The organism is Streptomyces sp. NPDC051664, from assembly GCF_044453545.1.
Lineage (GTDB): Bacteria > Actinomycetota > Actinomycetes > Streptomycetales > Streptomycetaceae > Streptomyces.
In genome coordinates, this window is the sequence record NZ_JBITCU010000020.1 from 34,438 (window position 1) to 60,813 (window position 26,376).

At 67.6% G+C, this 26,376-nt stretch carries 21 protein-coding genes and 2 pseudogenes; 9 read left to right on the forward strand and 14 right to left on the reverse strand.

Annotation, left to right across the window (positions count from 1 at the left end; translation table 11 throughout):
• Nucleotides 1-48: 48 nt before the first annotated feature.
• Complete coding sequence (locus ACIA8E_RS29020) at nucleotides 49-432, reverse strand: VOC family protein (RefSeq protein ID WP_399302282.1); 384 nt, start codon at nucleotides 430-432, stop codon at nucleotides 49-51.
• A gap of 544 nt (nucleotides 433-976) precedes the next feature.
• Between ACIA8E_RS29020 and ACIA8E_RS29025 the strand changes: the two genes are divergently transcribed.
• Nucleotides 977-2,497: a hypothetical protein gene (locus tag ACIA8E_RS29025; protein ID WP_399302284.1), complete on the forward strand. Its 1,521-nt coding sequence runs from the start codon at nucleotides 977-979 to the stop codon at nucleotides 2,495-2,497.
• A 170-nt stretch (nucleotides 2,498-2,667) separates the two neighbouring features.
• Here ACIA8E_RS29025 and ACIA8E_RS29030 read toward each other — a convergent pair whose 3' ends face one another.
• Nucleotides 2,668-2,850 (reverse strand): hypothetical protein, encoded by a 183-nt coding sequence (locus ACIA8E_RS29030; RefSeq protein WP_399302286.1) that lies wholly within the window; start codon nucleotides 2,848-2,850, stop codon nucleotides 2,668-2,670.
• Nucleotides 2,851-3,457: 607 nt separating this feature from the next.
• On the opposite strand from ACIA8E_RS29030, the gene ACIA8E_RS29035 reads away from it, so the two are divergent.
• Complete coding sequence (locus ACIA8E_RS29035; protein ID WP_399302288.1) at nucleotides 3,458-5,107, forward strand: phytoene desaturase family protein; 1,650 nt, start codon at nucleotides 3,458-3,460, stop codon at nucleotides 5,105-5,107.
• A 670-nt stretch (nucleotides 5,108-5,777) separates the two neighbouring features.
• Here ACIA8E_RS29035 and ACIA8E_RS29040 read toward each other — a convergent pair.
• Nucleotides 5,778-6,779: an acyl-CoA desaturase gene (locus tag ACIA8E_RS29040; protein WP_399302290.1), complete on the reverse strand. Its 1,002-nt coding sequence runs from the start codon at nucleotides 6,777-6,779 to the stop codon at nucleotides 5,778-5,780.
• Between the two features lie 244 nt (nucleotides 6,780-7,023).
• Between ACIA8E_RS29040 and ACIA8E_RS29045 the strand changes: the two are divergent.
• Nucleotides 7,024-7,335, forward strand: a pseudogene (locus ACIA8E_RS29045) (transposase family protein); the annotation flags it as partial.
• Nucleotides 7,336-7,371: 36 nt separating this feature from the next.
• Here the strand turns inward: ACIA8E_RS29045 and ACIA8E_RS29050 are convergent.
• Together ACIA8E_RS29050 and ACIA8E_RS29055 are read right to left on the reverse strand one after the other, a co-directional pair.
• Nucleotides 7,372-7,803 (reverse strand): ASCH domain-containing protein, encoded by a 432-nt coding sequence (locus tag ACIA8E_RS29050; protein ID WP_399302292.1) that lies wholly within the window; start codon nucleotides 7,801-7,803, stop codon nucleotides 7,372-7,374.
• A gap of 139 nt (nucleotides 7,804-7,942) precedes the next feature.
• Nucleotides 7,943-8,377: a MarR family winged helix-turn-helix transcriptional regulator gene (locus tag ACIA8E_RS29055; protein WP_399302294.1), complete on the reverse strand. Its 435-nt coding sequence runs from the start codon at nucleotides 8,375-8,377 to the stop codon at nucleotides 7,943-7,945.
• Between the two features lie 113 nt (nucleotides 8,378-8,490).
• On the opposite strand from ACIA8E_RS29055, the gene ACIA8E_RS29060 reads away from it, so the two are divergent.
• Nucleotides 8,491-9,618: an NADH:flavin oxidoreductase gene (locus tag ACIA8E_RS29060; protein WP_399302296.1), complete on the forward strand. Its 1,128-nt coding sequence runs from the start codon at nucleotides 8,491-8,493 to the stop codon at nucleotides 9,616-9,618.
• Nucleotides 9,619-9,686: 68 nt separating this feature from the next.
• On the opposite strand, the gene ACIA8E_RS29065 is transcribed toward ACIA8E_RS29060, so the two are convergent.
• Nucleotides 9,687-10,112 carry a hypothetical protein gene (locus tag ACIA8E_RS29065; RefSeq protein ID WP_399302298.1) on the reverse strand — a complete coding sequence of 142 codons (426 nt, stop codon included), beginning with the start codon at nucleotides 10,110-10,112 and terminating at the stop codon, nucleotides 9,687-9,689.
• 16 nt (nucleotides 10,113-10,128) lie between these two features.
• On the opposite strand from ACIA8E_RS29065, the gene ACIA8E_RS29070 reads away from it, so the two are divergent.
• Nucleotides 10,129-10,314, forward strand: a complete 186-nt coding sequence (locus tag ACIA8E_RS29070) for a hypothetical protein (RefSeq protein ID WP_399302300.1) — start codon at nucleotides 10,129-10,131, stop codon at nucleotides 10,312-10,314.
• 284 nt (nucleotides 10,315-10,598) lie between these two features.
• On the opposite strand, the gene ACIA8E_RS29075 is transcribed toward ACIA8E_RS29070, so the two are convergent.
• The 6 genes from ACIA8E_RS29075 to ACIA8E_RS29100 form a co-directional block, all read right to left on the reverse strand.
• On the reverse strand, nucleotides 10,599-13,574 hold the full coding sequence (locus ACIA8E_RS29075; RefSeq protein ID WP_399302302.1) for a glycoside hydrolase family 2 TIM barrel-domain containing protein: 2,976 nt from the start codon (nucleotides 13,572-13,574) through the stop codon (nucleotides 10,599-10,601).
• A 105-nt stretch (nucleotides 13,575-13,679) separates the two neighbouring features.
• Complete coding sequence (locus ACIA8E_RS29080) at nucleotides 13,680-16,409, reverse strand: alpha-mannosidase (RefSeq protein WP_399302304.1); 2,730 nt, start codon at nucleotides 16,407-16,409, stop codon at nucleotides 13,680-13,682.
• 59 nt (nucleotides 16,410-16,468) lie between these two features.
• Nucleotides 16,469-17,326 carry a carbohydrate ABC transporter permease gene (locus ACIA8E_RS29085; RefSeq protein ID WP_030976201.1) on the reverse strand — a complete coding sequence of 286 codons (858 nt, stop codon included), beginning with the start codon at nucleotides 17,324-17,326 and terminating at the stop codon, nucleotides 16,469-16,471.
• A complete protein-coding gene (locus tag ACIA8E_RS29090) occupies nucleotides 17,323-18,270 on the reverse strand; it encodes a carbohydrate ABC transporter permease (RefSeq protein WP_399302306.1) in 948 nt (315 codons plus the stop codon). Before ACIA8E_RS29090 ends, ACIA8E_RS29085 begins: the two co-directional genes overlap by 4 nt.
• 7 nt (nucleotides 18,271-18,277) lie before the next feature.
• Nucleotides 18,278-19,612: an ABC transporter substrate-binding protein gene (locus tag ACIA8E_RS29095; protein WP_399302308.1), complete on the reverse strand. Its 1,335-nt coding sequence runs from the start codon at nucleotides 19,610-19,612 to the stop codon at nucleotides 18,278-18,280.
• A 280-nt stretch (nucleotides 19,613-19,892) separates the two neighbouring features.
• Entirely contained in the window at nucleotides 19,893-20,897 is a 1,005-nt protein-coding gene (locus tag ACIA8E_RS29100; RefSeq protein WP_399302310.1) for a LacI family DNA-binding transcriptional regulator, read from the reverse strand.
• A gap of 593 nt (nucleotides 20,898-21,490) precedes the next feature.
• On the opposite strand from ACIA8E_RS29100, the gene ACIA8E_RS29105 reads away from it, so the two are divergent.
• The gene (locus ACIA8E_RS29105) at nucleotides 21,491-21,976 is read left to right on the forward strand and encodes a hypothetical protein (protein WP_399302312.1); all 486 of its coding nucleotides are present in this window, start codon (nucleotides 21,491-21,493) and stop codon (nucleotides 21,974-21,976) included.
• A 582-nt stretch (nucleotides 21,977-22,558) separates the two neighbouring features.
• Here ACIA8E_RS29105 and ACIA8E_RS29110 read toward each other — a convergent pair.
• Nucleotides 22,559-22,753: pseudogene (locus tag ACIA8E_RS29110) on the reverse strand (hypothetical protein); the annotation flags it as partial.
• Between ACIA8E_RS29110 and ACIA8E_RS29115 the strand changes: the two are divergent.
• Nucleotides 22,701-22,910: a hypothetical protein gene (locus ACIA8E_RS29115; RefSeq protein ID WP_399302421.1), complete on the forward strand. Its 210-nt coding sequence runs from the start codon at nucleotides 22,701-22,703 to the stop codon at nucleotides 22,908-22,910. The pseudogene ACIA8E_RS29110 and the gene ACIA8E_RS29115 overlap by 53 nt on opposite strands.
• Nucleotides 22,911-22,938: 28 nt before the next feature.
• Nucleotides 22,939-23,832 carry an alpha/beta hydrolase gene (locus ACIA8E_RS29120; protein WP_399302314.1) on the forward strand — a complete coding sequence of 298 codons (894 nt, stop codon included), beginning with the start codon at nucleotides 22,939-22,941 and terminating at the stop codon, nucleotides 23,830-23,832.
• Between the two features lie 79 nt (nucleotides 23,833-23,911).
• Here ACIA8E_RS29120 and ACIA8E_RS29125 read toward each other — a convergent pair whose 3' ends face one another.
• Nucleotides 23,912-25,372 carry an MFS transporter gene (locus tag ACIA8E_RS29125; RefSeq protein WP_399302316.1) on the reverse strand — a complete coding sequence of 487 codons (1,461 nt, stop codon included), beginning with the start codon at nucleotides 25,370-25,372 and terminating at the stop codon, nucleotides 23,912-23,914.
• Nucleotides 25,373-25,650: 278 nt separating this feature from the next.
• Between ACIA8E_RS29125 and ACIA8E_RS29130 the strand changes: the two genes are divergently transcribed.
• A complete protein-coding gene (locus ACIA8E_RS29130) occupies nucleotides 25,651-26,226 on the forward strand; it encodes a TetR/AcrR family transcriptional regulator (RefSeq protein WP_399302318.1) in 576 nt (191 codons plus the stop codon).
• Nucleotides 26,227-26,376 lie beyond the last annotated feature (150 nt).

A 26,376-nucleotide genomic window follows, 5' to 3' on the forward strand; every position in this document is an offset into this window, starting at 1 on the left:
CCCGCGGGAGTGGCCCGTCCGCTGCACCTTGTTCGATGTGGCGGGACGTCAGATGGACTTCAGCTGCGTACGCAAGAGACAGAACTCGTTGCCCTCGGGGTCGGCCAGGACATGCCAGCTCTCTTCTCCGGTCTGGCCGACGTCGACAGGTACGGCGCCCCGTGCGAGCAACCTGGCCAGCTCTGCGTCCTGGTCGCGGTCGGTGGCGTTGACATCGATGTGCAGCGGAAGCTTCCCGAACCGGGGGTTGCGGCCCGCGTTGAGGACGAGAGTTGGCTGTGCTCCGCCGAATCCGACGCCGGGCGGACCGATTTGGATGCTGCCGTCACCTTCTCGTGCCAGCTCGACGTAGCCGAGGACATCGCACCAAAATGCGGCCAGTCGGCCAGGGTCTTCTGCGTCGATGACGAGTTCGCTGATTCGGCATGCCATGCCGCGAGCATAGGTGCGCCGGCCCGGCCCTGTCCTCACCCGAGCGGCACGACCTCTGCTCCCCCGTCCAATGGGTTGATTCCATCTCATGGCGCGTCACATCGACTTGCTGGGATTCGGGTTGGGTCGGTAGTGGGCGATTCCCGCGTAGGACATCCCAGTGAGGCGGTGAGGACCTTGGTGTCGGGTTCGTCTGCGAGGGTGTAGGCGGGTGGAGCGCAGGATGCGGAGCAGGATGTCGACAGGGGCGAGGCCGTCGCGGACATGAGGGCGCCGACGGGTCCGCGGTGGGTCCGGGTGAGCCGGGTGACGAGCAGGTGGGGGTTACCCGAGCCGAGTGTGGGTGATCACGATTCCCGCCTCTACCGGCGATCTTGTGATGCCGCATGGCGAGCTCGCCATGCAGGTGAATAATCATTCCGGTTTGTTCTTTAAGATCCGATACGCATAGATTTCCGCCATGCTGCCAGCGAACTGTTTGCTCTCAGCTCGCAGTTGAGCGACAACACGACCCGTCATCATCGGCTGGGAGGATCCCGCCCACATGTCCGGAATCGTCGACCGGTGGACCACCACACTCCGCAGAGCCTGGAGGACCGGCACGCTGTGGCCGTGGTGCCTGGCGGCCATCGCGGCGGCCTGCGGCTACGCCGTGGCCACCGTCTTTCATCCCGGGTACCTCAGCGCGGACAGCAACACCCAGCTGTGGCAGGCGCTGGGGGACGAGCCGGTGAACGACTGGCATCCGCCGGTGATGGCGCTTGCGTGGCGGGTCATCATCCAGATCACGGGGGACTTCTCGACCATGGCCGCCCTGCAGGCCGCCTTGTTGTGGGGGACGCTGTGGGTCCTCGCCCGGCTGGGGTGGAAGAAGACCGGCAGCCGCGGGCTCTCCCTCGCGGTGCTGGCCGTCGGATTCGCGCCGCACATCATGAACTTCACGGGAGTGGTGTGGAAGGACGTGCACATGGCGTACGCGCTCCTCGCAGTCTTCGCGATCGCGCTCACCGTACGTGACCTGCCACAGGGCCGGGCCAAGGCCCGCTGGGCCCTGATGGTGCTGGGTGTGCTGTTCCTCGCATACGCCGCCCTCGTACGGAAGAACGGTATCCCCGCCGTGATCCCGGTCTTCGCCCTACTGGTCCTCGCGGCGTGGCCCACCCCGGGCCGACGCCGCTGGCTGGCTGCCACCGGTGTCTTCGTCGCGGTCGTGATCACCGGCAGCGCCGGTGTGTCCGCGGCCACTGCCCCGTTGGCCACCAGCGTGTACGCGGTGATCCCGGTGGACGATCTCGTCCACGTGCTCACCCCGGCCCAGGTGCGCACCGCCGCCGAACAGGCCGGCGCGAGCGCGGACTTGCGTGACCGCTTGGTCACCACCGCCGTCAGCTGCCAGGAGCAGCACATCACCTCCGATGCGTACCTGCAGTGCTACCCGCGCCGCCGGCCATTCGACGTGACGTACCTGAATCAGCACGCTGACGTTGTCGTCCGGATGTGGACGCAGCAGATGCCGCAGCATTGGAAGGGCTACGCCGAGTACCGGGTCCGGGTCTTCACCAAGCTGCTCTTCCAGAGCAACCAGGTCTTCTGGAACGGCACCCATGTCAATGCCGGCGCCCGACTACACCCTGCGGTGCAGAAGGAGCCGCTGAACGACACGCTGAGGTCCGCTCTGCAGAACTATGTGACCGGATTCGCCCGCGACCTGCCGATGCTCTTCCAGGGCTGGTTCTGGCTGGCCGTCTCCCTGGTGCTTGTGCTGCGTCGCCGGTGGACCGGCCCTTACTCCCGGGAACTCCGGCTCCTCGGGGCCAGTTCCCTCCTGTACATCCTCGCCTACCTGCCCACGGCGCCCGAGTCGAACTACCGTTACGTGTACTGGCCCGCGCTCTCCGGGACCGTCGCACTCGCACTCATCGCGATCGCCTTTGTGGCGCGTCGCCGCGCGGCGACCGACGACCCCGCCGGTGAGTCGGACGCCCACCCCACCGTGCCGCCGGCCGGCCGGGCCCCCGAAGCCGCCCCGGCAGGACCGCGCGAGGACTCCGGCGTCGCCGTGTGACCGCCCGTTGATCCGGGCCCTCAACGCTTTCCGGTGCTCAGAGGGCGTTTGATGAGGGTGCGGTCGACCAGCACGACCTCGCCGCCGCCCCGGGCGACTCTCCTCAGCGCGCGGTCCAGGCGATCGGAGCGTGCGGCGAGGAGGGCAGTTGCTCCGAGGTCCGGCCACGGTTACCCAGGCCGGCCGACTCGCACAGCGGCGCCGGCCGGGGTGTGGTGCAGCCGGCCCCGCCCGGCGAGCTGCTTCAGCTTCGCGTGCACCGCCTCGACCTGGGCTGGCAGTGTCCCCATGTCCAGCCGGACGCTGACACCCCCGGCCTTGGCCGGCTCCGCCGCACCGGCTACCACCTGCATGATCGCCTGATAGTCCTAGGGCAGTTCTGCGGTGTCCATGCTGTCCTCACGCAGTGGGTCCAGCAGCATCCCGCCCTCCCCCGGCGTCGTGTTCAACGCCGTACGGAACGGTCTGTGCGCCGGCCTATCGAACACGGGCAGAAGCTTGGCGTCGCTGCCGTTTCAGCGCGGGCGGCCGATCGGTCAGCACTCTGACCTGGGTCGGCAGCATCAGCCGACCTTCGGGTGTTGCGTTCCGTCGAGACGGGAGGAGCATGGGAACAGGGTTATTCGGGAGTCGGAAGTAGCAACGCAACCGATCGGGAAACATGCCCATGAGCTCCAGGAAAGAGGTAAAAATCCTGGTCGCCAGGGCGTCCGCAGAGATGGGCTGGACCGAGGCGGAAATCCTGGCTGCTTTCAGCCCTCGGGCGGCCCTCGACGTCGGTGCCGAGATGCCTCATCCCTTCCGGGAACGGGCGGCATTTCTGCGTCACAGCGTCTCGACCGCGGATGACGGTGTTCGTGTCGCGGATTCGGGCACTGGCCGGTTCGGTGTCCTCCTCAGCATGAGGCCGAGCGGCAGGGGACCCAAGAGATGACTGCAGCAGGCTCATACGATGCGGTCGTGATCGGCGGCGGCCATAACGGGCTGGTGGCGGCCTTGTACCTGGCTCGGGCGGGGTGGTCGGTGGCGGTACTGGAGCGTAACGCCACGGTGGGTGGTGCCATCGCGAGCGGTGAGGTCACATTGCCGGGGTTCATGCACGACCTGTACTCCACCAACCAAAACCTCTTCATCGGATCCCAGACGTACGCCGATTTCGGTTCCGACCTGTCACGCCATGGGCTGAGGTTCCACACCACCGACCACCCGTATGCCAACGTCTTCCCGGACGGGTTGAGCGTGCGTGTCTATTCCGACTACGAGCGCACCATTGGGCAGTTGGCGAAACACAACTCCGGGGATGCCGAAGGCTTCGCCGGCCTCTATCAGCAGTACAAACAATTCGCGCCGCATCTGTTCGGCCTTTACGGATGCGCCGTGCCATCGAGCGCGGCAGTCCGGCAGTTTCTGAACCTACTGCGTCACCATGGCCTGCGGGGTGCGAGGGAACTCACGCACACGCTGTTGATGAGTACCAGAGAGATGGGCACGACCTGGTTCACCACCCGGGAGGCGCGCGCCATGGCTGCCTGCTGGGGCATGCACCTGGACTTCGGCCCGGACGTGGCCGGCGGCGCGATGTTCCCGCTCCTGGAAATGTTCGCCGACATGGAGAATGGCATGTCCGTCGTCGAAGGGGGCGCGCAGCGACTGCCTCAAGCGCTTGCTGCGGTACTGGCGGAGCACGGCGGTGAGGTCCACACCGGTACGGAAGTGGACCGCGTCCTGTGCTCAAATGGCCGGGCTGTCGGTGTGCGCTGCGCCGACGGCAACACGCTGACAGCGCGTCGCGCCGTGATTGCGAACGTCGGGCCACCAGCCCTGTATCAGCGACTGCTGGAACCCGATCAGGTGCCTGCACAGGTGCGCCGAAAATCACGCGGATACCTGTACGGCCCCGGCACCATGATGCTGCACCTCGCACTTGACGGGCCATTGCCTTGGGCGGCGGGAAGCGAGCTTGCCGGCTTCGGGTACGTGCACGTGGCACCGTACGTCGATGATCTGGCACGCACCTATACCGAGTCCCAGGCCGGGCTCCTGCCCGTGGAGCCGCTGCTCATCGTGGGACAAACTTCCGCGGTCGACCCGACTCGGGCCCCGGCAGGCCGCCACGTTGTGTGGATCCAGATCCGTACGGTGCCCTCAGTTATCCGCGGAGATGCGGCAGGGACCATCCAGCACACCGGTTGGCCTGAAGCGGTCGAGCCGATGACCGACCGGATATTGACCAAGTTGGAGCACTACGCGCCCGGCAGCCGGTCACGGATTGTCCGCGCCACCGCATACACCCCCCAAGACCTTGAATCGGCCAATCCGAACCTTGTCGGCGGTGACAGTGTCGCCGGCAGCCACCACCTTTCCCAGAACTTCTTCTTTCGGCCTATGTCTGGACACAGCGGCTACCGCACGGCGGTCCCCGGTCTGTACCTGACCGGTGCGGCGACCTGGCCCGGCGCGGGCAACAACGCCACATCGGGTCGGCTCACAGCCCGCCAGGTACTCAAGGATGTTCGTCTGCGCGGTTGGGCATCACGTTCAGCGCGATGCCGGTGGCCAGCCGGCCCCCGACCTACATACACGGCTTCGGAAGGCCGGAGGGCTCCTTGAACCTTCCGAAGAGCGGCACCGCATCCTGCGCGCGTGCGATCAGACGTTCACGAATTGCCGTTGCTCGCCACGGACGTCGCCGAGCTCGGGCGGCGTGACACCCACTGAGCTTTTTCAGCGTTGCCTCTCCAGGGTGCGGACGGCATTGGCCACTGACGTGAGGCGGTTGGGGTGGCAGCGGGCATGGCGGAAGATGCGCCGGCGAATGAGGGTGCCCATACCGCGTTCGACGGGGTACCTGAGCCGGGAGTGCGCCCCGTTCAGCGACCTCTGCCCGATGGTGAGCTCCTTGCCAGGCGGTCGCCTGATCGGCACGGCGCAGGTGCCGCCGGCGCATCCCGTGGAGCAGGCGCCACCAGTTCACCGACCAGGCTGCCAACCCAAGGCCATACCGGCACGGTTGAACTGACGCATACGCCCGACAACGGGCCCTCTTTTCGGGTGGGACTGGCCAGTCCAGCCGAAGCGAAACTTCCCGTTCTCGTCCGGCCGCACCCCGGGCAAGGCGGACAACAACGAGTTCATCGCCCTACGGATCTCGCACCGTCCGGACGCCGACAAGCGCGCGTTCATCTGATTCCCCGCCTCATCCCGCCGGCGGCCGGTCCTCCGGCCGCCGGCGTGCCCGTACGGAGCGTGGAGTGCTGTTCTCGCCGCCTCGTGAGGGGTGTCAGGCGGCGGGCTGGTGCGGGCCGGCCGCTTCGGGGAGCAGTCGGGCGCTGACACGGTCCGCGCTCGGCCAGCGCACGTCGTGGACCCAGCGCAGCTTCTCGAATACCCAGATGAGGCGTGCCGACGGGTCGAGCTGGCCCGGCAGGACGCCGTGGCGCGCTCCCGTGGGGTCGGCGTGATGTGAGTTGTGCCAGCTTTCGCCGAAGGACAGCAGTGCGAGCGGCCAGAAGTTGGTGGCCTTGTCCCGACTGATGAACGGGCGTTTGCCCGCGACGTGGCAGACCGAGTTCACCGACCACGTGACGTGGTGCAGCAGCGCCATCCGGATCACGCCGGCCCAGAAGAAGCCCGTCAGCGCGCCGGTCCAGGTGCCGGTGACGAGCCCGCCGACCAGCGCCGGGAACAGGAGCGAGACGGCGGTCAGCAGCCCGAAGAACCGACCGACGAGCCGCAGGTCGGGATCGGCGGCGATGTCGGGCGCGAACCTGGCACGGTTACTCAGCTCGCGCTTCAGCATCCACCCGATGTGCGCGTGCAGAAGCCCCTTGAGCAGCGCGTGGGTGTCGGTCCCGTAGCGCCAGGGCGAGTGCGGGTCGCCCTCTCGGTCGGCGAAGGCGTGATGGCGTCGGTGGTTCGCCACCCACTGGACCGGTGAACCCTCGACCCCCAGCGAACCCGCGACGGCCAGGGCGATCCGCAGGCCCCGCCGTGCCTTGAACGAGCGATGCGTGAAGAGGCGGTGATAACCGACCGTGAGTCCGAAGCCGGACACGAGGTAGGCGACCACCGCCATCCCGACGTCCAGCACGGACAGGCCCCATCCCCACACAAACAGCGCCGCAGCGATCAGGCAGATCGGCGGGCCGACGACGAAGATCCACATCGCCACCCCCGCCGCGGCCGTCTGCGGGGCGTCGAGCAGCGGCTTGAACTCGGCCGCGGTCTCGGCGTCGCGTTCGGCGACGGCCTGTTCAGCACGGTCAGCGTCGGTCGGGTTCATCGATTCCTCGCCGTTGCTCGAGCCATTTCGGATGTGGTGCCGGACCGGCCGGGATCATGCGCACCTGTGCGCGCTTTCGAGCGCACTCGCCAGCCCACGGCATACGATCCCACCGGACGGCATCCGTGCAGGTCGTCGCCGATGTCCAGGGTGTGAACGCCGCGGGACCGAATTTCCTTCGACACGCCTCTCGACGTTCCACCCACCTCACCTTGCCCAGCAACGTATGTGCTCTGGCATCGATCTCCTCGTCTGTCGCGCACCGGGTCCGACCCGCGCCCTGCGCGAGGCGGATGCAGAGTATGCGCTGTTGGACGGCACTCTCGCCCAGTGCGACTGCGTTGGTGACGGCCGCGGCGACTATTCGGGCAAGCACCGCCGCCACGGCGTGAACTTCCGGCTCATCACCGACCCGCAGGGCAATATCGTGTGGATCTCTGGGGCCCTGCCGGGGCGGGGCCACGACCTGACGGCGGCCCACACGCATCACATCGTGAGCAACTACGTCTGTCTCGGCATGCCCGCCCTGGCTGACCTGGCCCACATCGGCGCCGGCTGATCCTCCCGTTCTTCGGTCCGATGCGAGGCAGAGTCACGGACCACCCGGGCCGGCGGGCTCGACCACCCGGAAGCGTTCGGCAACAACGAGCGTGTCATCGTCAACGACGGGGGTACGCCCCAGGAACTCGCTCACGCCATCGCTCTGGAAGAACTCTTCGTGGGCTGCCCGCCACTGTGCGACGTCGGAGTAGCCGCGCCCCTCGGCCCGCGCGAAGTCGTCATCGATGTCCTTCACGGGGACGACACGCACGTCGACGAGTTCGATCGTGACGGCCGAACGGCCTTCGGAATCGAGCACTGAGAATCGCTGACCGGCCTGTGGTACCGCCTCCCCGGCGTGCTCGTACATCTCCAGGAGGCCCGTGAGCGCGGTCTTCCGACCGCTCAGGATCGCCGCCACGCCACGGTCACGTTCCGGGCCAGGAAAGGCGAGTTCAAGAGCCGGAAGGTCGTCATGTCCCATCGGGAGAGGGTACGAAGCCCGGCCGCGCCGATCAATGGTCATCGCCCCGCTCGTCCCGGACACTCGCAGCGAGCACCTTCGCAAGCCCCGGCGTTCCGCGCCGGGAGACTCAGAACACCGGTCGGCTGATACCCCCGGTTCAGGCGGCGGGCTGGGAGATGAAAACTCGTTCCAGCAGGGCGTGCAGGGAGTCCCGTTGCTCGTCGCTGAGCGCGTCCAGGCCCTCCTGCGTAGTGTGCATCTTCGCGCGAATCGCGTCGGCGACGCGCTCGCCCTCGGCTGTGAGGACGACGTTCTTGATGCGCCGGTCGGAGGGGCTGGGCTCGCGGCGCACCAGGCCACGCTTCTCCAGCCGGTCGACGATCCCTGTCATGTTGGAGGCGTCGCAGGTCAGGGTGTTGGCCAGGGCGCGCATCGCGGCGGGGCCCCGGCGCAGCACGGTCAATGCCTTGCCCTGGCTCGCGGTGAGGTTCTCGCTCGCTGCCGCGACTGTGAAGTCGCCGTAATAGGCACCGAGGCACACCGAGAGCAGCTCCATGAGCTGTGCCGTATCGACGCGGGCAGTTCCTGTCATGGGAGTCATTTTACCCAGGAAACTTGACAATCTCAAATATTTATATTTACCGTCTTCTCGTTGCTTGAAGTTATCAACCATCACAGTTATCAAGTACTACGAGGAGCACCTCCGTGACCGTCACTGCGACTTCGGCCTCCCGCGCGGCCGAGATCCTGTCCCGGCCCGTCGCGCTGAACGGCCTGACTGTCCCGAACCGCATCGTGATGGCGCCGATGACGCGCATGTTCTCCCCGGGCGGCGTTCCCGGTGAGGACGTGCAGTCGTACTACGCCCGTCGCGCCGGCGCGGGTGTAGGCCTGATCGTCACGGAGGGGACCTACGTCGGCCACGAGTCGGCCGGGCAGAGCGACCGTGTGCCGCGGTTCCACGGTGAGGAGCAGCTGGCGGGATGGGCGAAGGTCGCCGAGGCCGTGCACGCGGCGGGCGGCACGATCGTCCCGCAGTTGTGGCACATCGGTATGGTGCGCAAGCAGGGCGATGCGCCCTACGCCGACGCCCCCGCCGTCGGCCCTTCCGGCATCCGCGTCGACGGCACGGAGGGCACCGGTAAGGCCATGACCCGGAGCGACCTGGACGACGTCATCGGCGCGTTCGTCGAGGCTGCCGCGGCCGCCGAGCGCATCGGGTTCGATGGCGTCGAACTGCACGGCGCCCACGGCTATCTCCTCGACCAGTTCCTGTGGGCGGGCACGAACCGCCGCACCGATGCCTACGGCGGCGGCCCCGTGGCCCGTACCAGGTTCTCGGCCGAGATCGTGGCCGCGGTCCGCGAGACCGTCTCGCCCGACTTCCCGGTGATCTTCCGTTACTCGCAGTGGAAGCAGGAAGCCTACGACGCGAGGCTCGCCCAGACCCCGGAGGAGCTGGAGGCGATCCTGACCCCGCTTGCCGCGGCGGGCGTCGACGCCTTCCACGCCTCCACCCGCCGCTACTGGCTCCCGGAGTTCGAGGACTCGGACCTGAACCTGGCAGGCTGGACCAAGAAGCTCACCGGCCGGCCCACCATCACCGTCGGCTCGGTCGGCCTCGACGGCGACTTCATCCGCGCGTTCGCGGGCGAGGGTGCAGCGGTCGGCAGCATCGACAACCTCCTCGACCGCATGGAGCGCGACGAGTTCGACCTGGTCGCCGTCGGACGCGCCCTGCTCCAGGACCCGGAGTGGGCGGCGAAGGTCCTGGCGGGCCGGGTCGAGGAACTGAAGCCGTACGACGCGGCGGCGCTGAAGATGCTGAGCTAGTGTCCTGCGCCAGTAGTTCGTCGTCAGATCTGGCGGTCCACTTCAGTGCCGCCCGCCGGGTCCGCTCCTCAGTTTTTGAGTGGACCACACGTCAGCTGGTAGGCCTCCTGGATCCAGGGCCTCTTGGTGTGGGGGTTCACACCGCAGGCCAGGGATGCACCTGCATCGCCGAACCAGGTGCTCACGCTGCCGTAGACGTCACCGCCGGGGCAGGTCACGGTGAAGCTCGCGTCGACGGCCTGGACTCCCTCGGCTTCGACGAAACGCCCCGCGTGCCCGAGGAAGTCGATCTTGGCGGGGTAGCGCCGACGATCGGCGGACTCCTTCCCCGGAGCGGCCAGTTCCTCGACGTCCCACCACTTGAGGCGCTTAGCCAGCGCGGCGAGGACCTGGTGCGCTGATACGCGGTCGTCGCTCGTGCTGACCTGGGGCACTACGTTGCGCACGAGCCCCGGGTGAAACGTGACCCCGCCGTCGCTCTTGCGGATGTTCACGACCGGCGAGACTTCGGTGAGTCGCCACTCCCGGTGCACCGAGGTCCACCGGACGGCCCCGCCCGCGCAGGACGGCGTGGACGCGGTGGCCTTCGCCTCGGCCTCGGTCGTCTTCCTCGCCGCCGGCTTCCCGGTCGCTGCCGTACAGGCCGCCGCCGACGGCACCACCGCACACAGCAGCGCTGCTATCACCCACCCATGACGTCGGGTCATCCTGCTGCGTGCCATTCGCTGTCGTTCCGCTCGCTCAAGTGCCGGACCTCGCCGTTCGGACAATTGGGTCCAAGATCCAGAAGTCTGCGACTATAAGCCCTCTGACCAGCGAAAACAGAGTTCGTGATGCAGTCGCAACACACAGATGCGGTGTGCCCGGGATGCAGCAGGGCGGAACGACACCGAAACAGTCTTCACGGGAGAGCTGCTGTCCTCACCCACGACGGGCTCTCGTTCTACAGATCTACCGAAACGGATTTCAGGCGCAGGACACTAGTGTCCTGCAATGCGAAGCCTGATCGTGCGAGATTCGGGGCGAAGCGCGAACTCGGGCCACACATCCGGTCCACAGGCCCGTGAGCCAAGCCCGTGCTGGACTGCATCGACGATCAGGTGACTCGTCGTCGAATCCGGAAGCTCATATGGGTGTCCAGCTTGCGCAATCTGCTGTGGGGTGTGACGGCTGAGCGTGAAGCCGGGGCGACGTCCGTGCGTGTCCGGGAATGTCACGATGCGTAGCACCTTGGTGCCGGCACTCGTCAGCGCCAGCTGTCGCAACTGAGAGCGGTGCCCAGTCTCCTGGGGTCGCGCGTAGTCGACGGAGAGGTCGCGGACGGTGGAGGAGAAACGGCCGGTGCGTGCCGCGCGGAGACTGTCAGGGTAGGACTCGAGCGGGCCAAGGCCGAACCACTCGGCGCCGTCGATGGGAGCCGCACCGTCCGGCAGATCGAAGCGAATCCCGATCCGCGGCCACACCGTCGGCCAACCGCTCGAGGGCTCGATCTCCACACGCAACTCGAGTTCGTCGCCCTCAAGTGACCAGACAGATTCAACAATCACCGACAAGGCGGAGTTCGCCGCGGAGACTCTTGCGATCGTCCGCAGGGCCTTCACGGTGCGCTCCACGGACACTCGCCGCGTGGTCAGCCGGTCAAGACCGTCGCGATGCCACAGTTCAGCGTTGGAAACCCCTGCGATGCTGGCGTCGCTCTCATCGACTTCTTCGGACGCGCCTTCATCGTTGTCGGTTGGGGCCCGAAACAGTTCCAACCGCGGGCCCGACACAGTGCGGCCGGCGAGCCGTACGAGGGACCCGTCAATGAACTCGGCGATTCCAAGCGTCAGCCTTCCGTCGCTCTGCCGCCAATTGGTTTCGGGTCGGACACCAGGGGCGGGACGACGCGTCGAACGGTCCAGCTGGGCGGTCGCGATCACATGCCCGTCGCGCGCCCAAGCAGTCCCAGCTGCCAATACCGCATCAAGGGTGAGCCACGTTTCCGAGGCTTGCGACACCGGTATCCGTGGAAGCGGCACACGTGCCGACTCGCCTGCCGCGACGACGGGAACCTCTATATCCCCAGAATCCACGAGCGTGCCGTCGTGCTCGACGCGCCAGCGGAAACGCAGGTCAGACGTGTCAGCCGAGTGCCGCAGGTTTGTAATCGCAAGTTCGTCACCGTCGAAGGTGAAGCGGACCGGCTGCACGACTGCCTTGTACTCGTGGAGACTGGGGGTCGGGACGTCGTTGCTCAACAGCATTCCGTCCATCACGAAGTTGCCGTCGTGAACGACCTCTCCGAAGTCGCCACCGTACGCGTAGTAGGGCGTACCGTCCGGGGTCGTCGTCAGGATGCCGTGATCGCGCCATTCCCAGACAAAGCCGCCGTGCAGCCGCGGATGCTCGTGCACAAGCGCCTCGTACTGGTCGAGCGCTCCCGGCCCGTTGCCCATCGCGTGGGCGTACTCGCAGAGCAGGAACGGCTTGGTGCGCTGCCGAGCGCCCTGCGCGGGAGTGCAGTTCAGCAGCGTCGAGCGTGAGCCCTCGGTTCCGATCTGCTCGGTCTCGAGCACGGACGGGTACATACGCGAATAGATGTCGGTGTATTCGCCGGCGTGGTCACCTTCGTAGTGCACAGGTCGTCCGGCGTCGCGGGCGTGGACCCACGCTGACATCGCAGCGAGGTTGCTGCCGGTTCCTGCTTCGTTGCCGAGCGACCAGATCACGATACTGGGATGGTTCTTGTCTCGTTCGACGGTGCGCTGGATGCGGTCGAGGTACGCGTCACGCCACACCGGGTCGTCGCTTGGATTGGCAACCCAATCGAGTTTGTCGAAGCCGTGCGTCTCGAGATCGCATTCGAGGATGACCCAGAATCCGAGTTCGTCGGCAAGGTCGAGCAGTCGTGGATGCGGTGGGTAATGGCTGGTGCGGATCGCGTTCACATTGAACCGCTTCATGCGGGCCAGGTCTTCGCGAGCATGCTCCTCGTCGAAGACGCGGCCGCGCTCGGGGTGCGTCTCGTGGCGATTCATCCCGTGGAACACGACGCGGCGGCCATTGACCAGGAACTGGTCGCCGCGGATCTCGACCGTGCGGAAACCCACCCTCATCGCGATGCTCTCTGCGGCGGTTGACACCGTGACGTTGTACAGGCGAGGCTGCTCGGCCGACCAGGGCTCCACGCCATCGACATCGAGCGGGGCCACGTCGGCCGCTGTCGCCCACACCTGCTCGATGCCGAGTTCAGGGAGGCGAAGGGTGACGGGGAATGCTGCCGCATTGGCGGTGACCTCCGTCTCGATCTGTCCGTGCCCACTCTCGAACCCGGTTCGCAGCCAGACGTCCTCAATGCCTCCGGCAGGCCGTGCGATCACGGTGACATCGCGGAAGATGCCTGGCAGCCACCACTGGTCCTGGTCTTCGAGATAGCTGGCCGCCGACCACTGGTGCACGCGCACAGCAACGACGTTGTCGCCCGGGCGTAGAGACGATGTCACGTCAAATTCGTGGGCGAGCCGGCTGCCGCTGGCGCTGCCGATCTCCTCGCCATTCACCCACAGTTTGAAAAGCGACTCGACACCGTCGAACCGCAGCAGGACGCGCTCGGCTTCCGACCAGTCGGCGGGCACGTCGAAATGGCGGCGATAGTCGCCGGTGGGGTTCTCATCCGGGACAAAGGGTGGGTCGATCGGGAACGGGAACTGCACGTTCGTGTAGATCGGCCGGCCGTAGGCTCCGTCACCCTGGAGCACCCAGTGGGAGGGCACCGAGATGCTGTCCCAGCCGCTGTCGTCGAACCCTTCGGCCGCGAAATCCTCTGCCACCGGAACCGTTTGCGAAAGACGGAAACGCCAAATCCCGTTCAGGGAACGAGAAGGGACGTCGGAGTGCAACCACGAGCGCGCCGTGCGCAGCGCGCCACGCCCTGGTGTGGTGTCCGAAACATACGCAGAAAGTTGGGAGGGCACGAGGTCACAACTCTTTCTTGTAACAAAAAGGATCCGACGCCGGCTGCATTCGCCGACTCGAGTGATCGGGGCTTGGCTGGTAATCCTTTTCGTGCGTGCAGTTGTCTACCGGACCACGACCGTTCGGATCTCCCAAGGGCAGAGGGCGAGTTCGAGTCCGTCCGCGACCGGCGTCGTGGAGAGCGGCCGGCCCAGCAGGTCGACCGTGGTGGCCTCTGTGAACGCGCCCGTCACGCGGACGGTCGAGCCCGTGTCGCTCATCGCGACCAATCTCACCTCGGTGCCGACACCGCGATCGTCGTCGGCGACGCGGCGGATGCTCGAGACGAGGATGTCCACACCGTCGACCTGCACGCCGGTCGCGTCGGGGGGCAGATGACCTTCGGCGGGCGCGGTCCCGCGGGCCACCAGCACGTCGTTGCGGAAGTCTTCGGCGAGAGCGACCACGTTCGCACCCTGCCAGCCGGTCGCTGAGGGCACGACCGCGAAACGGTTCTCGATGCGCACGCCGAGATCTTGCGCGCCCGGTGCGGGGATCTCGCTCGCCGCGGGTTCGTCACGGAGTGGATGGATGTTTACGCTGATCGAGCCGATCGCGCGCAGCAGAGTGATGGCGAGTTCGGAGCCGTCGCCGACGAGTTCGTACTCAGTGGCGTGGTCGAGCAGTACGTTGGCGGCGCCGGCTGACACGAACGAACTCGCGGGGAAGGTCGGGATCGGGTATTCGCCCCAGCCGCCCTCGGCGGTGAGCCCACGCTCGGTGACGGCGAACTGCCCGGCGGACGCGGACACGGCCGCAGGCTCGGGCAGTGGCACGTGGAAGCGCAGCCGGTGGTCGGCGGACTGGTTCAGGAACGACGTGGACACGCGTACGAACGGCTCACCTGCGCGCACCTCCACGAGTGTCTCCACCGGGGTCGGCACGGTCTGGCTGCTGCGTACGTCGCGCTCGGAGGTGAGCGCGGCGGGCCATGCGTAGACGCGGGTGACACGCATCCTCGAACGCAGCGGGCCGTTCTCGAGGAGTTCGACGGTGACCTCCGTCGGCTCCGACACGAGCACATCCTGCGCCGGCGGAGCGTAGTTGTAACTGTCGCCGCGGTCACCGCCATCGATGAGGCGGCCGACTCCGTGCAGCGCGGTGCCGTCGGCCCCGGCCACGTCCAGGGTGCCGTCGGCGGCGACCGCGACCTCGACGAGTCCGTTCGAAAGCGCGCGGGCCGTCGCCGTCGCAGGTGCGAACGTCGTCGAGTGCGCGGCAGTCCGGTCGCTCGGTTCGACCCGGAAACTTGCAAGCCCGGAGGCAGGGACGTCCACGGGCACGAGCGCGGTCGCGCGAGCCTCCTCCAGCGTGAGCACCCTCCACTCACCCGGATGTGCGGCGGCCGCGGCAGCGACCTCCCGGCGCAGGATCAGCAGGTCGAACGGTCCGCTGGTCGGCACCTCGGCAAGGTGGAAGACCAGCGACCCCGGGGTGAGTTCGTAGTGGTCGATCAGACGGCCGAAGAGCTCGCGGCGGTGGATGCGGCGCAGCACACGTTCGAGCTGCGAGGCGTCCATGTGCTCGTCGCTGAGCACGGTCGGGGCCTGCGAGATCAGCTGCACGGGGTGCGCCGAGCCGTCGGCGACAGTCGCGACGAGAACGGTTCCCTCGGGCGGGGCGACGACATCCACCTCGGCCAATGCCGTGCGCGGGAACGGCAGCGGGTTGGCGACCAGGTAGCCGTCGCTCGGCACCAGGGCGGCGGGCTCGGCGAGGGCCGCATCCCGCACCGCCCGCGCAGCGTGCGTGGCTTCGGCGAGACGCGCTTCGACCTGATCGGAGGTTTCGTCGGTGCCGGAGCCGACGACGGAGTCGTGCGCGGAGGATTCGATGATCTTGTGCCACGCGAGCATGAGGAACGGCGAGTCGTCGCGCTGGGACCACAGAGCGTTCGCCCGCTCGGCGTGGTCGACGGTGCGCTCGGCCACTGCCATCCGCTGCTTGAGCGCGAGCCGCACGGAGAGCACGCCCGGGAGGATGTTGCCGCGCACGTGGCTGCGCAGTTCACCGGTGACGAGGGCGGAGACCTCGTCACGCACGTGCTCCCGGATGTACTCGTCGAGCGTCGCGATGGTGATGGCGAGCTCGTCGCTGGATGCGCGCCGAAGCCAGGTCGCGAGTTGCGGGTCAGGCGCGTTGTGGTCGGTGCCGGCCATCGCGAGTACCGGGTCGTCACCCCACCGCTCGGCCGTCATCTCCGCGTACTCGCCGAGCGCGCGCCTGATGCGGTCGGGCACCAGCAAGACGTCGAGGCCGTTGTCGTAGCCGTCGAAGAGGAACTCGGTGCGTACCTCGGAGCCATCGGGAGCGCGCCAGCGGAAGGCGTGGCCGCCGACCGAGCCGGGAACACCGCGCCACAGCGCCGCATGCTCGATGCCGGCGCGCGCCAGGATCTGCGGCATCTGCGCGACGTGGCCGAACATGTCCGGCAGGTAGCCGACGGGCATCGGGCCGCCGAGGTCAGCCGCGGCCGCCCAGCCCATCTGCAGGTTGCGCACGATGGTCTCGCCGGAGCAGAGGAACTCGTCGAGCAGGATGAGCCACGGCCCGATGGCGACCCGGCCATCGGCGACCAGGGCCACGACGCGATCGCGGTTCTCCGGTCGCATCTCCAGGTAGTCCTCGATCGCGGCCATCTGACCGTCGACGGTGAACCGGAAGTCCGGGTTCGCCTCGGCTGTCTCCAGCACAGTGTCGAGAGCGGCGACAAGCCGGTGCCGGAACACCTGGAAAGGCTCGTACCATTCCCGGTCCCAATGGAAATGGGGCACGAAGACGGCGGAGTTCTGCATAGCGCGAGGGACCTTCTATTGGCGGGTGACGTGGGAGGCAAGAACGCAGGGGTGCGGAGCTACTTGAGAGAGCCGGAGGCGAGCCCGGTGCGCCAGAACCGCTGGAGGAGGATGAAGACGATGATCACGGGCACGATCGAGACCAGCGAGCCGGTGATCACGGATTCCTGAAGCAGTGGGGCACGGGCTGTCTGACCGTTCCACTGGTAGAGGCCGAGCGTGATCGGGAAGAGCGACTCCTTCTGCAGCATCACCATCGGTAGGAAGAAGTTGTTCCAGATGGCGACGAACTGGAACAGGAAGATGGTCACCAGCGACGGCGCCATCAGCCTGATCGCCACCGAGAAGAACGTGCGGAACTCGCCGGCGCCGTCCAGGCGCGCCGACTCGAGGATCTCCTCGGGGACGGCGGCGGCGGTGAAGATGCGGGCGAGGTAGACGCCGAACGGGCTGACGATGCTGGGCAGGAACACCGCGAGGTAGGTGTTGACGATCCCGGTCGCCGAGAACAGAAGGAACAGCGGGAGCGCGAGCGCGGTGGTGGGAACGAGGACGCCACCGAGGATGACGGAGAACAGGAACTCGCGGCCCCGGAACTTGAACTTGGCGAGCGCGTAGCCGCACAGCGCGGAGATCAGGGTTCCGACGGCCGCGCCGAGCACCGCGTAGATCACGCTGTTCAGAGCCCACCGCCCGAAGATGCCGTCGCTGCGGCCGAACAGGGTGCCCAGGTTGCTGAACAGGTCGAAGTGCGAGAACGCCAGCCCGTTGGTCGAGGCGAGGTCGCCCTGCGGTTTCGTCGCCGCGACGATCAGAAAGTAGATCGGCAGCAGGAAGTAGATCGCCAGGAGGAACATCAGAGCCATGGCAGCCGTGCGGCTGACGCGGCTTTCGCGGATCAGGGTCTGGTTGCTCACAGTCCGGCCTTCTTCGAGGTCAGTCGCATGAACCCGAAGCTCAAGACGAAGGTGATGACGGCGATGACCACGGAGATCGCTGCAGCCTGCTGGTAGTTGTTCCCGGAGGCCACCGCATACGCGAGCATGTTCGGTGTGTACGTGCTCGAGATGTTCGACGAGATCTGGCGCAGCACGGCCGGCTCGGCATAGAGCTGCAGTGTGCCGATGATCGAGAACACCGTCGTGAGGACGATGGACGGGGCGATGATCGGGACTTTGACCTTCCACGCGATCGCCCAGTTACTCGCACCGTCGAGCTTGGCAGCTTCGTAGAGCTCCTGCGGGATCGACTGCAGCGCCGAGTACATGATCAGCATGTTGTAGCCGGTCCAGAGCCAGGTGGAGACGTTCGCCGCCGACCACAGCACCGCGCCCGGGCCCAGGAAGTCGGGCTGGAGACCGATGCCTTTCAGCACGTCCACGAGGGGGCTGACCTGCGGCGAGTAGAGGTACGACCACATGATCGCGGCGATGACGCCGGGCACGGCATACGGCATGAACGCCGTGATACGGAAGAACGACTTGATCTTCAGCAGGGGCGTATCGAGCAGCAACGCCATGCTCAACGCGACGAACAGCATGACCGGCACCTGCACGATGCCGAACAGTCCGATGCGCCCGATGCTGGACCAGAACTCGGTGTTCTGGAACACCTGCGCGTACTGCTCGAAGCCGCCGAAGGTCGTGTATGACGTGCCGTACTGGCCACCGGTGCGGCGCACGACCAGGAAGCTCTGCCAGATCGCGTAGCCCACCGGCACCAGGTAGAACAGCACGAACGGGAGGAAGAACGGAGTCAGGAACGCGACGATGGTGCCCGCCCGGGGGCCGCCGCCGTTGCGACCACGGCGGCCTCCTCGAGCCACCACCACGCGGGTCTCGCGGGTTGCGATGTCGGTCATCCGTCGGTCACTTGCCCGCGACAGCCGGGATCGCCTGATCCTTCATCGACTTCAGCGCGGCCGCCTGGGCGGCCGCGAGCGCGTCGTTGAGCACACCGTCACCGGCTGCCGCCTTGGCCATGGTGTCCTGGAGCGCCAGGTTCACCGTCTTCTGGGTGGGGCCCCAGGAGAACTCGGTGTCGATGTTCTTGGACGACTCGGCGAAGACGTCGAAGATCCTCTCGTTGTTGTAGTACTCGACGCCCTGCGAGAGCGCGGGAAGCTCCGAACCGGCGGTGGCCGCCGGGTAGAGGCCGCCCAGCTTGTTCTCCAGCGCGAGGGCCTCCGGGTCGGTGTTCAGCCAGGAGTTGAACTTGACCGACTCGTACAGATGCGTGTTGCCCTTCATGAACGCGACGGTGGATCCGCCCCAGTCGCCGGACGCGGCGTTCGAGCCCCAGGTCGGCATCGGGACGATCGACCACTTGCCGGCCTGCTTGGGCAGGTTGTCGCGGAACATGCTGTAGCCCCAGGCGGCGCCGACGTAGCTGGCGATCTGGTTCTTCTGGTACGCGGTGTACATCTGCGTCGAACCGTGCGCGAGGTCGGTGCGGACGAGCTTGTCGTCGATCAGCTTCTGCCAGTAGCCGGCGACCTGCTTGCTCTGGTCGGACGCGACGGTGACGTGCCACTTGTCGCCGGCGTACGCGTACATCTCGGCGCTGTTCTGCCAGAGGAGCCCGTTGAACCACTCGGCGTTGTTCGGGTCGAAGAACGTGATGCTGAGGTTCGGGTCCGCCTTGTGCAGCTTCAGAGCGTCCGCCGCGTACTCGTCCCAGGTCTTCGGTATCCCCAGGCCGTGCTGCTTGAAGATGTCGCTGCGCACGTACAGGGCCATCGGACCGGTGTCCTGCGGAAAGGCGAACACCCCGGTGCCGCCGAAGCTGGACTGCGACCAGGTCCACGGCACGAACTTCGACTCGGCTGCCGCGGCGTCCTTGCAGGCCGAGGCGTCCACGAAGGCGTTCTGTGTGCGCAGGAAGGGGAGCTCGTCGTAACCGACCTGGGCGAGCTCCGGCGCCTTGCCCGCCTTGAGGGCGTTGCCGATGGTGCCGTACTGGTCGTTCGAGATGTTCTTCATCTGAACCTGGATGTCCGGGTTTTTCTTGTTCCACAGGGCGACGACCTGGTCCATGCCCGGAACGGTGTTCCAGTACTGGAGGGTGACCCTGCCCTTGGCCGGCTCACAGGAAGCCGCGGATGCGTCAGCCGACGGCGCGGGCGACGAGCACCCGGCGAGTACGGCGACACTGGCTGCCGCCGCGACGGCGGCGAGGCGGATGCGCGTGACTGTGCTGCTCATAATTTCCTTACCAGAGAACGACTAGCGGTGGCGCCAGCCGGGTCGACGTTGACACCTCAGGCGGGATGCCTTCTGGTCGGAATGGACAGGACGCAACGGTGTCGGTTCAAGCGCCGAGCGCCGTGGCGGGAATTAGCAGAGCCGTTCCCGTGAGCGCTCCCGTGAACGTTCACGTGAGCGCTCACGGGAGCGCTCACGGGAGCATTGTGAATTGCTCGGAAGTGTGCTCTCCGGTGCGGCCGAGTGTCAAGGCTTTCGGGTCACGCACGAGTCCGGCAGGTTAAGCCGACCCGCCCAACCGCAACTCGGCCCGGACGACGAGGTCGTCGGCCGCGAGCGGGGTCACCCCGGTCAGCAGCCGTTCGACCTGGTCGATGGCGAGCGCGCCGAGCTTTCGCGTGTCGAGGGCGACGCTGGAGAGTGGGGGTTCGACCAGGGTGCCGAGCTGCAGGCCGTCGAAGCCGATCACGGCGAGATCCTGCGGAACGTTCCTGCCGAGCCGGCGCGCCTCGCGCAGGACGCCGATCGCGATGATGTCGTTGAAGGTGAAGACCGCGGTGACATCAGGATGGGCGGTGAGCAAGGTCCTGAGCGCCGCGCCGCCGCCGTCGGCCGACTGGTCCGCGCCGACCACCAAGCCGGAGTCGATCCCGTACGCCGCCGCGGCCGTCGTGAACCACTCACGCCGGATGCTCGGCTCGGCGCGGCCGTCGTGGTCGAGCATGCCGATGCGTTCATGGCCCGCGGCGACCAGGTGCGCGACCGCGGCAAGGACGCCCGCCTCGCCGTCGATCCGGATCGAGCTGAACCGCGCCGTGTGGTGCTCACGGCCGATGAGCACCACCGGGACGCCGCGGGTGAACAGCTCGAGTTCGTCCTCGGAGCAGCTGAAGTAGCCGACGACCGCATCCACTTGTGAGGCGATCACCTGCAGCGTGCCGAGTTCCTCTTCGGCCCTGTCCGCGGTGTCGTACACGACGACGTGCCAGCCGCGGGCCCGGGCCGCCTCCAGAGCGGCCGCGGCGACCTCGGTGAAGAACGGGTTGAGCAGGTCCGGGATCACCAGCCCGATGGTGGTGGTGTCCTGCCGGACCAGACCGCGGGCGAACCGGCTCGGCCGGTAACCGAGCTCGCGGGCGGCGTCGAGCACGCGCTGTTTGGTGGAGCCGTCGATCTCGTCCTTGTCGTTGAGCGCCCGCGACACGGTCTGACGGGACACCCCGGCGGACCTGGCGACGTCATTGATCGTGACCTTCCGGGTTTCCGTCCCCGACAACGACACCATCGCGCACCTCCCGCTGCTCGCGGGTGCCGATGCGCCCGCAGGGCCTGAGTATGCCCGTGGCGGGCGCGGCGGCGCGATATCAGCTGCCCTTACGGACGTGATCTCCGGACTCCGGGAACGTGTCGCTTGTGAGCGGCTCGTCGCCGAGGAACGGGCCGCAGCAGGTCAGTGCCGCTTCCCTCGGTACTCGATGACGTCGACCGCGAGCCCGCCACGGGGTCTCCTCGTGACCAGCACCCCAGCCGCTCTTGATCATGTCGCTGACCTGGCCTCGGCCGATGTAGTGCGTTCTCTCCGGTACCGGGGACTTCGCAGGCGGGGTCGGCGAGTTCACCGGAGGGCCGGATCCGGGCAGGGGTGTCGATGAGCTGGGCCGTAATGCACTCGTCTTGGCCAATCGGGCGGCTCTTGCGGCAGCGGGCGATCTTGGGCGCCCAAGGTTAATGTAGGCCGATTGGTCACTCCGCCCGTCGGAGTTGTCGTGACGTGATCCCCCCACGCCGGCCCCTGGGCGCGAGCGGCGTCCCGCAGACGGACCCCCAGCCGCCCTCTTCGTGCCGGCACCCACTCAGAAGATCACGGAAGGACCCACCATGCGCAAGATCAGTCTCCGCAAGCTCATCCCCGCCGCCGGTGTGACCGCCGTGCTCCTCGCCGGTGCTCCGCCGGCATCGGCCAACACCCCCGACTTGCACCACGAGGACCACAACACGGAAATCATCCAGATGGTCGCCAAACAGACCCAGACCGCATCCATCGACGTGGGCAAAAAGGGACACAGCCTCGGCGACCAGCTCGTCATCGCCGAAGACCTGTACCAGAACGGAAAAAGGATCGGCGACCACAGCGTCGTGTGCACCTACGTACACACCAGCCCCGACGCACTGCAATGCCTGGGCACCTTCGCCCTGCCCAAGGGACAGATCGCCGGCCAGGCGCTCCTCCACCTCCCGGCCGCCTCCGCCGTCGACGTCGCCATCACCGGCGGCTCGGGCACCTACAGCGGCGCCGGAGGCTACGTCCACACAGTCCCGGCCGGCACGACGGAGAGGCACCTCACCTTCCACCTCACCCAGTGACCACACCGGCACGACCACGGTGAGACAAGCGCAAGAACCGCTGCGGACCTCCCGCACGCATCTCACGGCATCCCTCCGCACCGGACGGCCTCACACCGGCCTGCTGCAGTCGCCTGCGGCAGGCCGGTGCCCGCGACCGGCCTATGGGATGCCGCCGACGGTGGAGAAGCAGTGAGGCCGTGAGGGCGCCTACGGCGCTCCGACAGGCTCAGTGCGGTGGCTGCTCGCTGGGCGATCCCTGCTGGGCGCCAATGTGACGGGCTCTCTGTCCACTCGGGCAGCGCACACTTTTCCGACTCTGCATGGCCCCCTTCGCCCTGGTCACGGTCGCCCGTGGGCCGGGTCCCTGGATTGTCTGCAGGAACGCTGAACGGCCGTGAACGGCAGCGAATGAGACTGTCGATGAGACTGATGGCCCGCTCGGCCGGCAGTCGAAGACCCACAGCTCGTTCAAGTCGGGACAGGTGGGCCGACACCCGCTTCAGGAGTTCGACCTCACGTCCGCCACGGCCCCTGCTTGCCGCATCCGGACGAGCGCTGGTGAGACTGGCGCCTAAGGGCTGTCCCGCAAAGATCTTTGGGTCACCTTGGGCGTGCTTGGCCATCGTGTGGCCCGCTCGTCCATCCGGCGAGGGCGAGGTCGTGCATCCGGGCGATGCCGCGCATGGCGTGGTGGACTCCGTCACCTTCGGGGCGGCAGTCGCGGAGGACCTTCCAGGTCTTCATGCGGGCGAAGACGTGCTCGGCACAGGCGCGAACCTGCTTGTGGGACTTCGACACGGCCCCGCTACCGGCCGTCGGCCGGCTCACGGCCGAATACACCCTGGCCGACAACGTCTTCACCACGCCCCGGGATGCGGGGCACCAATTCTCCGCAGAACTGCGGACACAACTGCGCGGTGTCGTCGACGCCGATCATTTCCACCAGGGCTGAGGCCCCGGTTTCGCTGAGGAGGATATTCATGGGTGAGCGCAAGGACGTCGCGTTCGAAGCCGACGGCGGAGTCACGCTGCGCGGATGGCTCTTCCTGCCGGACGGGCCTGGTCCGCATCCGGCGATCACGATGGCCCATGGCTACGCGGCCGTCAGGGACCACGGCCTCGAGCCCTTCGCGCGAGCCTTCGCAGAGGACGGATTCGTCGTCCTGCTCCACGACCACCGCACCTTCGGAGCCAGCGACGGCGAGCCACGGCAGGACGTCGCCCCCTGGCAGCAGATCACCGACTGGCGACGGGCCATCTCCTACCTGGAGAGCCGGCCCGAGGTCGACGCGGACCGGATCGGCCTGTGGGGCACCAGCTACGCCGGAGGCCACGCCGTCGTGCTGGGCGCGACCGACCGCCGCCTGCGGGCCGTGGTCTCCCAGGTGCCGACCATCAGCGGGTTCGAGCAGGGGTTGCGCCGCATTGCACCGGACGCCGTCGCAGGCATCGAGGAGTCCTTCGCCGAGGACGAGCGGGCACAGTTCCGCGGCGAGGCGCCGCACACCCAGACCATCGTGAGCAGCGACCCGGCGGTGCCCGCGTCCTACCGGTCGCAGGAGGCCATCGACTTCTACCTGCAGCCCAAGCCCGACGGCGTGTGGGAGAACCAGGTCACCGTCCGCTCCACCCGCGCGGCCCGCATGTACGAGCCCGGGACCTGGATCACGCGAGTCTCCCCCACTCCGCTGCTCATGGTGGTCGCCCTCAACGACACGGTCACCGTGACCGACCTGGCGCTCACGGCCTACGAACGTGCACTGGAACCGAAGCGACTGCGGATGATCCCGGGCGGCCACTTCGACCCGTACACCGCCCGGTTCGACCAGGCAAGCGCCGCTGCCCTCGCCTGGTTCCGCGAGCACCTCACCTGACAGGCGGACAGGCCGAGTCACGCCGCATCATCGGCACGACCTGGAGGAACAACCATGTCGCACCTGACCCGGCCGGGGTCTACTCGGCGACCGCTCCGGCCGTCTCCCGCGCCTGGCGCAATCTGCCCGGGGAGCCGGCGTCCCGGCGCCGCAGTACCGGACGGGCGGACGGGATCAGCAGCGCCATCAGAGCGGCGGCGAGGCAGAGGGCCGTCAGGAGGGCGAAACCGTGGGTGTAGCCGGACTCGTGGGGCAGGCCCGTCGGCTGGAGACGGGCCGTGACCAGGAGGCCGGTGACCGCGGCGCCCAACGAGCCGCCGATCGTGCGGATGTTGGCGTTCATGCCGGTCGCCGCGCCGGTCTGGGTGGCCGGGACGCTGTGCACGATGAGCGTCGCCATCGACGCGAACGCCAGCCCGATGCCCAGGCCGAAGATGCCCGCGGCGAGAGCGACCTGCCAGGCCTGCGCGTGCAGCACGGTGAGCAGCCCACCGGCCGCAGCTGCGAGCGCGGAGCCGGTGACGAGCTGGGCCTTGGCACTGAACACCGGCGCGAGGCGGCCGCTCAGCACGCCGGAGACGAACATCGCGACCAGCATCGGCAGCATGAGCAGACCGGCCCCGGTGACGCCCGCCCCGAACCCGTACCCGGCGACGGCCGGGGTCTGCGTGAAGGCCGGCAAGAACGACCACAGGGCGAACATGCCCGCGCCGAAGAGCAGTGCGACCGTGTTGGTCGTCCACACCGCGGGCAGCCGCATGATCCGCAGGTCGATCAACGGATGCGCGGCCCGGGCCTCAGCGAGCAGCCACAGGGCGAACAGGACGACGGCGGCGGCGAGCAGTCCCAGGACCCGGGCCGAGCCCCATCCCCAGGAGCCTGCCTGGCTCAGCGGCAGCAGCAGTGCCACCAGCCACGCCGACAGCAGGCCGGCGCCGAGCCAGTGGACGCTGCCCTCGGCCCGCCGGGGCGATTCGGGTATGTGCCGGACGGCGAGCACGACCGTCACAGCGACGACGATGACCGGCAGCCAGAACAGCCAGTGGTAGTCGAGTGCTGCCACGGTGGGCCCCGCCAGGACCATGCCGAGGCCGCTGCCGGCCGCGATGACAGCGGAGAGGTTGCTGATGGCGGAGCCGACCCGTGACGAGTCGAACTCGTCACGGATGATGCCGAAGGAGAGCGGGAAGAGGGCGCCGCCCATGCCCTGGACGACACGCGCCGCGATCAGGACGCCGATGTTCGGTGCGAGGGCGGCGAGCAGGCAGCCCGCGAGTACGGTCAGCAGCGCGGCGACCAGCGTGCGCTTCTTTCCGAGCAGGTCGCCGACGCGGCCCAGGATCGGAGTGAAGACCGAGGCTGACAGCAGGTAAGCCGTCATCACCCAGGTCACCGTCGTCTGCGAGGTGTGCATCGCGTGCTGGACGGTGGGCAGGGCGGGCGCGATCAGCGACTGCAGGAGGGAGAACACCCCTGAGCCGGCCGCGAGGACGGCGAAGGTGGTGCGGTGCGAGGACCGCGGGCGAGAAGGTACGGACACAGTCAGCTTCTTCTTCCTCAGGCATGCGGGCAGGCCGATTTCACGCAAGGGGCGCGGCGAGAGGCCAGTCACTCCGAGAGGGGAAACGGGTGCCCGCGCCGATGGGGGACGCGGGGGTGCCCGGAGGCACGATGAGGCGCGCGGCGTCACTGCCGCGTCGGGGAGGATGGAGGGTCCTGGGCAGGGCACGACAAGTGCCGCCGCCCACCCACTGCTAAAGTGGAGGTATGCCTCCACATTACCGGAGGCATACCTCCGGTTCAAGTCAGGAGTTCCTCGTGGCGCACACCCCGGTGAACGAGATCGTCGCGGCCCGGCGCCCTCGCCGCGCCGACGCGCGACGCAATTACGACGCGCTGCTGCTCGCTGCCCGCGAGGCCTTCGCCGCGCATGGCGCCGACGCCTCACTCGAGGACATCGCACGCCGGGCACGCGTCGGCATCGGCACGCTGTACCGCAACTTCCCCTCCCGCACCGAACTCTTCGAAGCCGTCTACGCGGACGAGGTCCACGCACTGTGCCGGGTCGCCGACGAAGTCGCCGCAGAGCCCCCCTGGCAAGCACTCACCACATGGCTCCGTCGCTTCGTCGACTACATGGCCACCAAACGCGCGATCCGCGAGGCGATGGACACACAATCAGCCGTGTTCACCTCCTGCCGCGCCTCCATGTACGAAGCAGGCGCCCCCCTCCTCACCCGCGCCCAGACAGCTGGCGAGGCCCGCACCGACATGACCTTCGACGACCTGATCCGCATGGTCGCCGGAATCACCGGAGCGGCCTACCTCGAACCGGAACAGCGCGACCACATCCTCAAGATCGCCCTGGACGGCGTCCGCATCCACCGAACCTGACAAGCCCGCACGCACAAACGCGACCCCCACCCCTCACCGCCCTCGTCACCGGGCCGTGAACGCGCCCCACGTCGTCGCCCTCGTCAGCGCCGGGGCCCGCTTCGAACGCGACCAGCCGGTCGCACGCCCGGAGAGTCCTGCGGCATGATC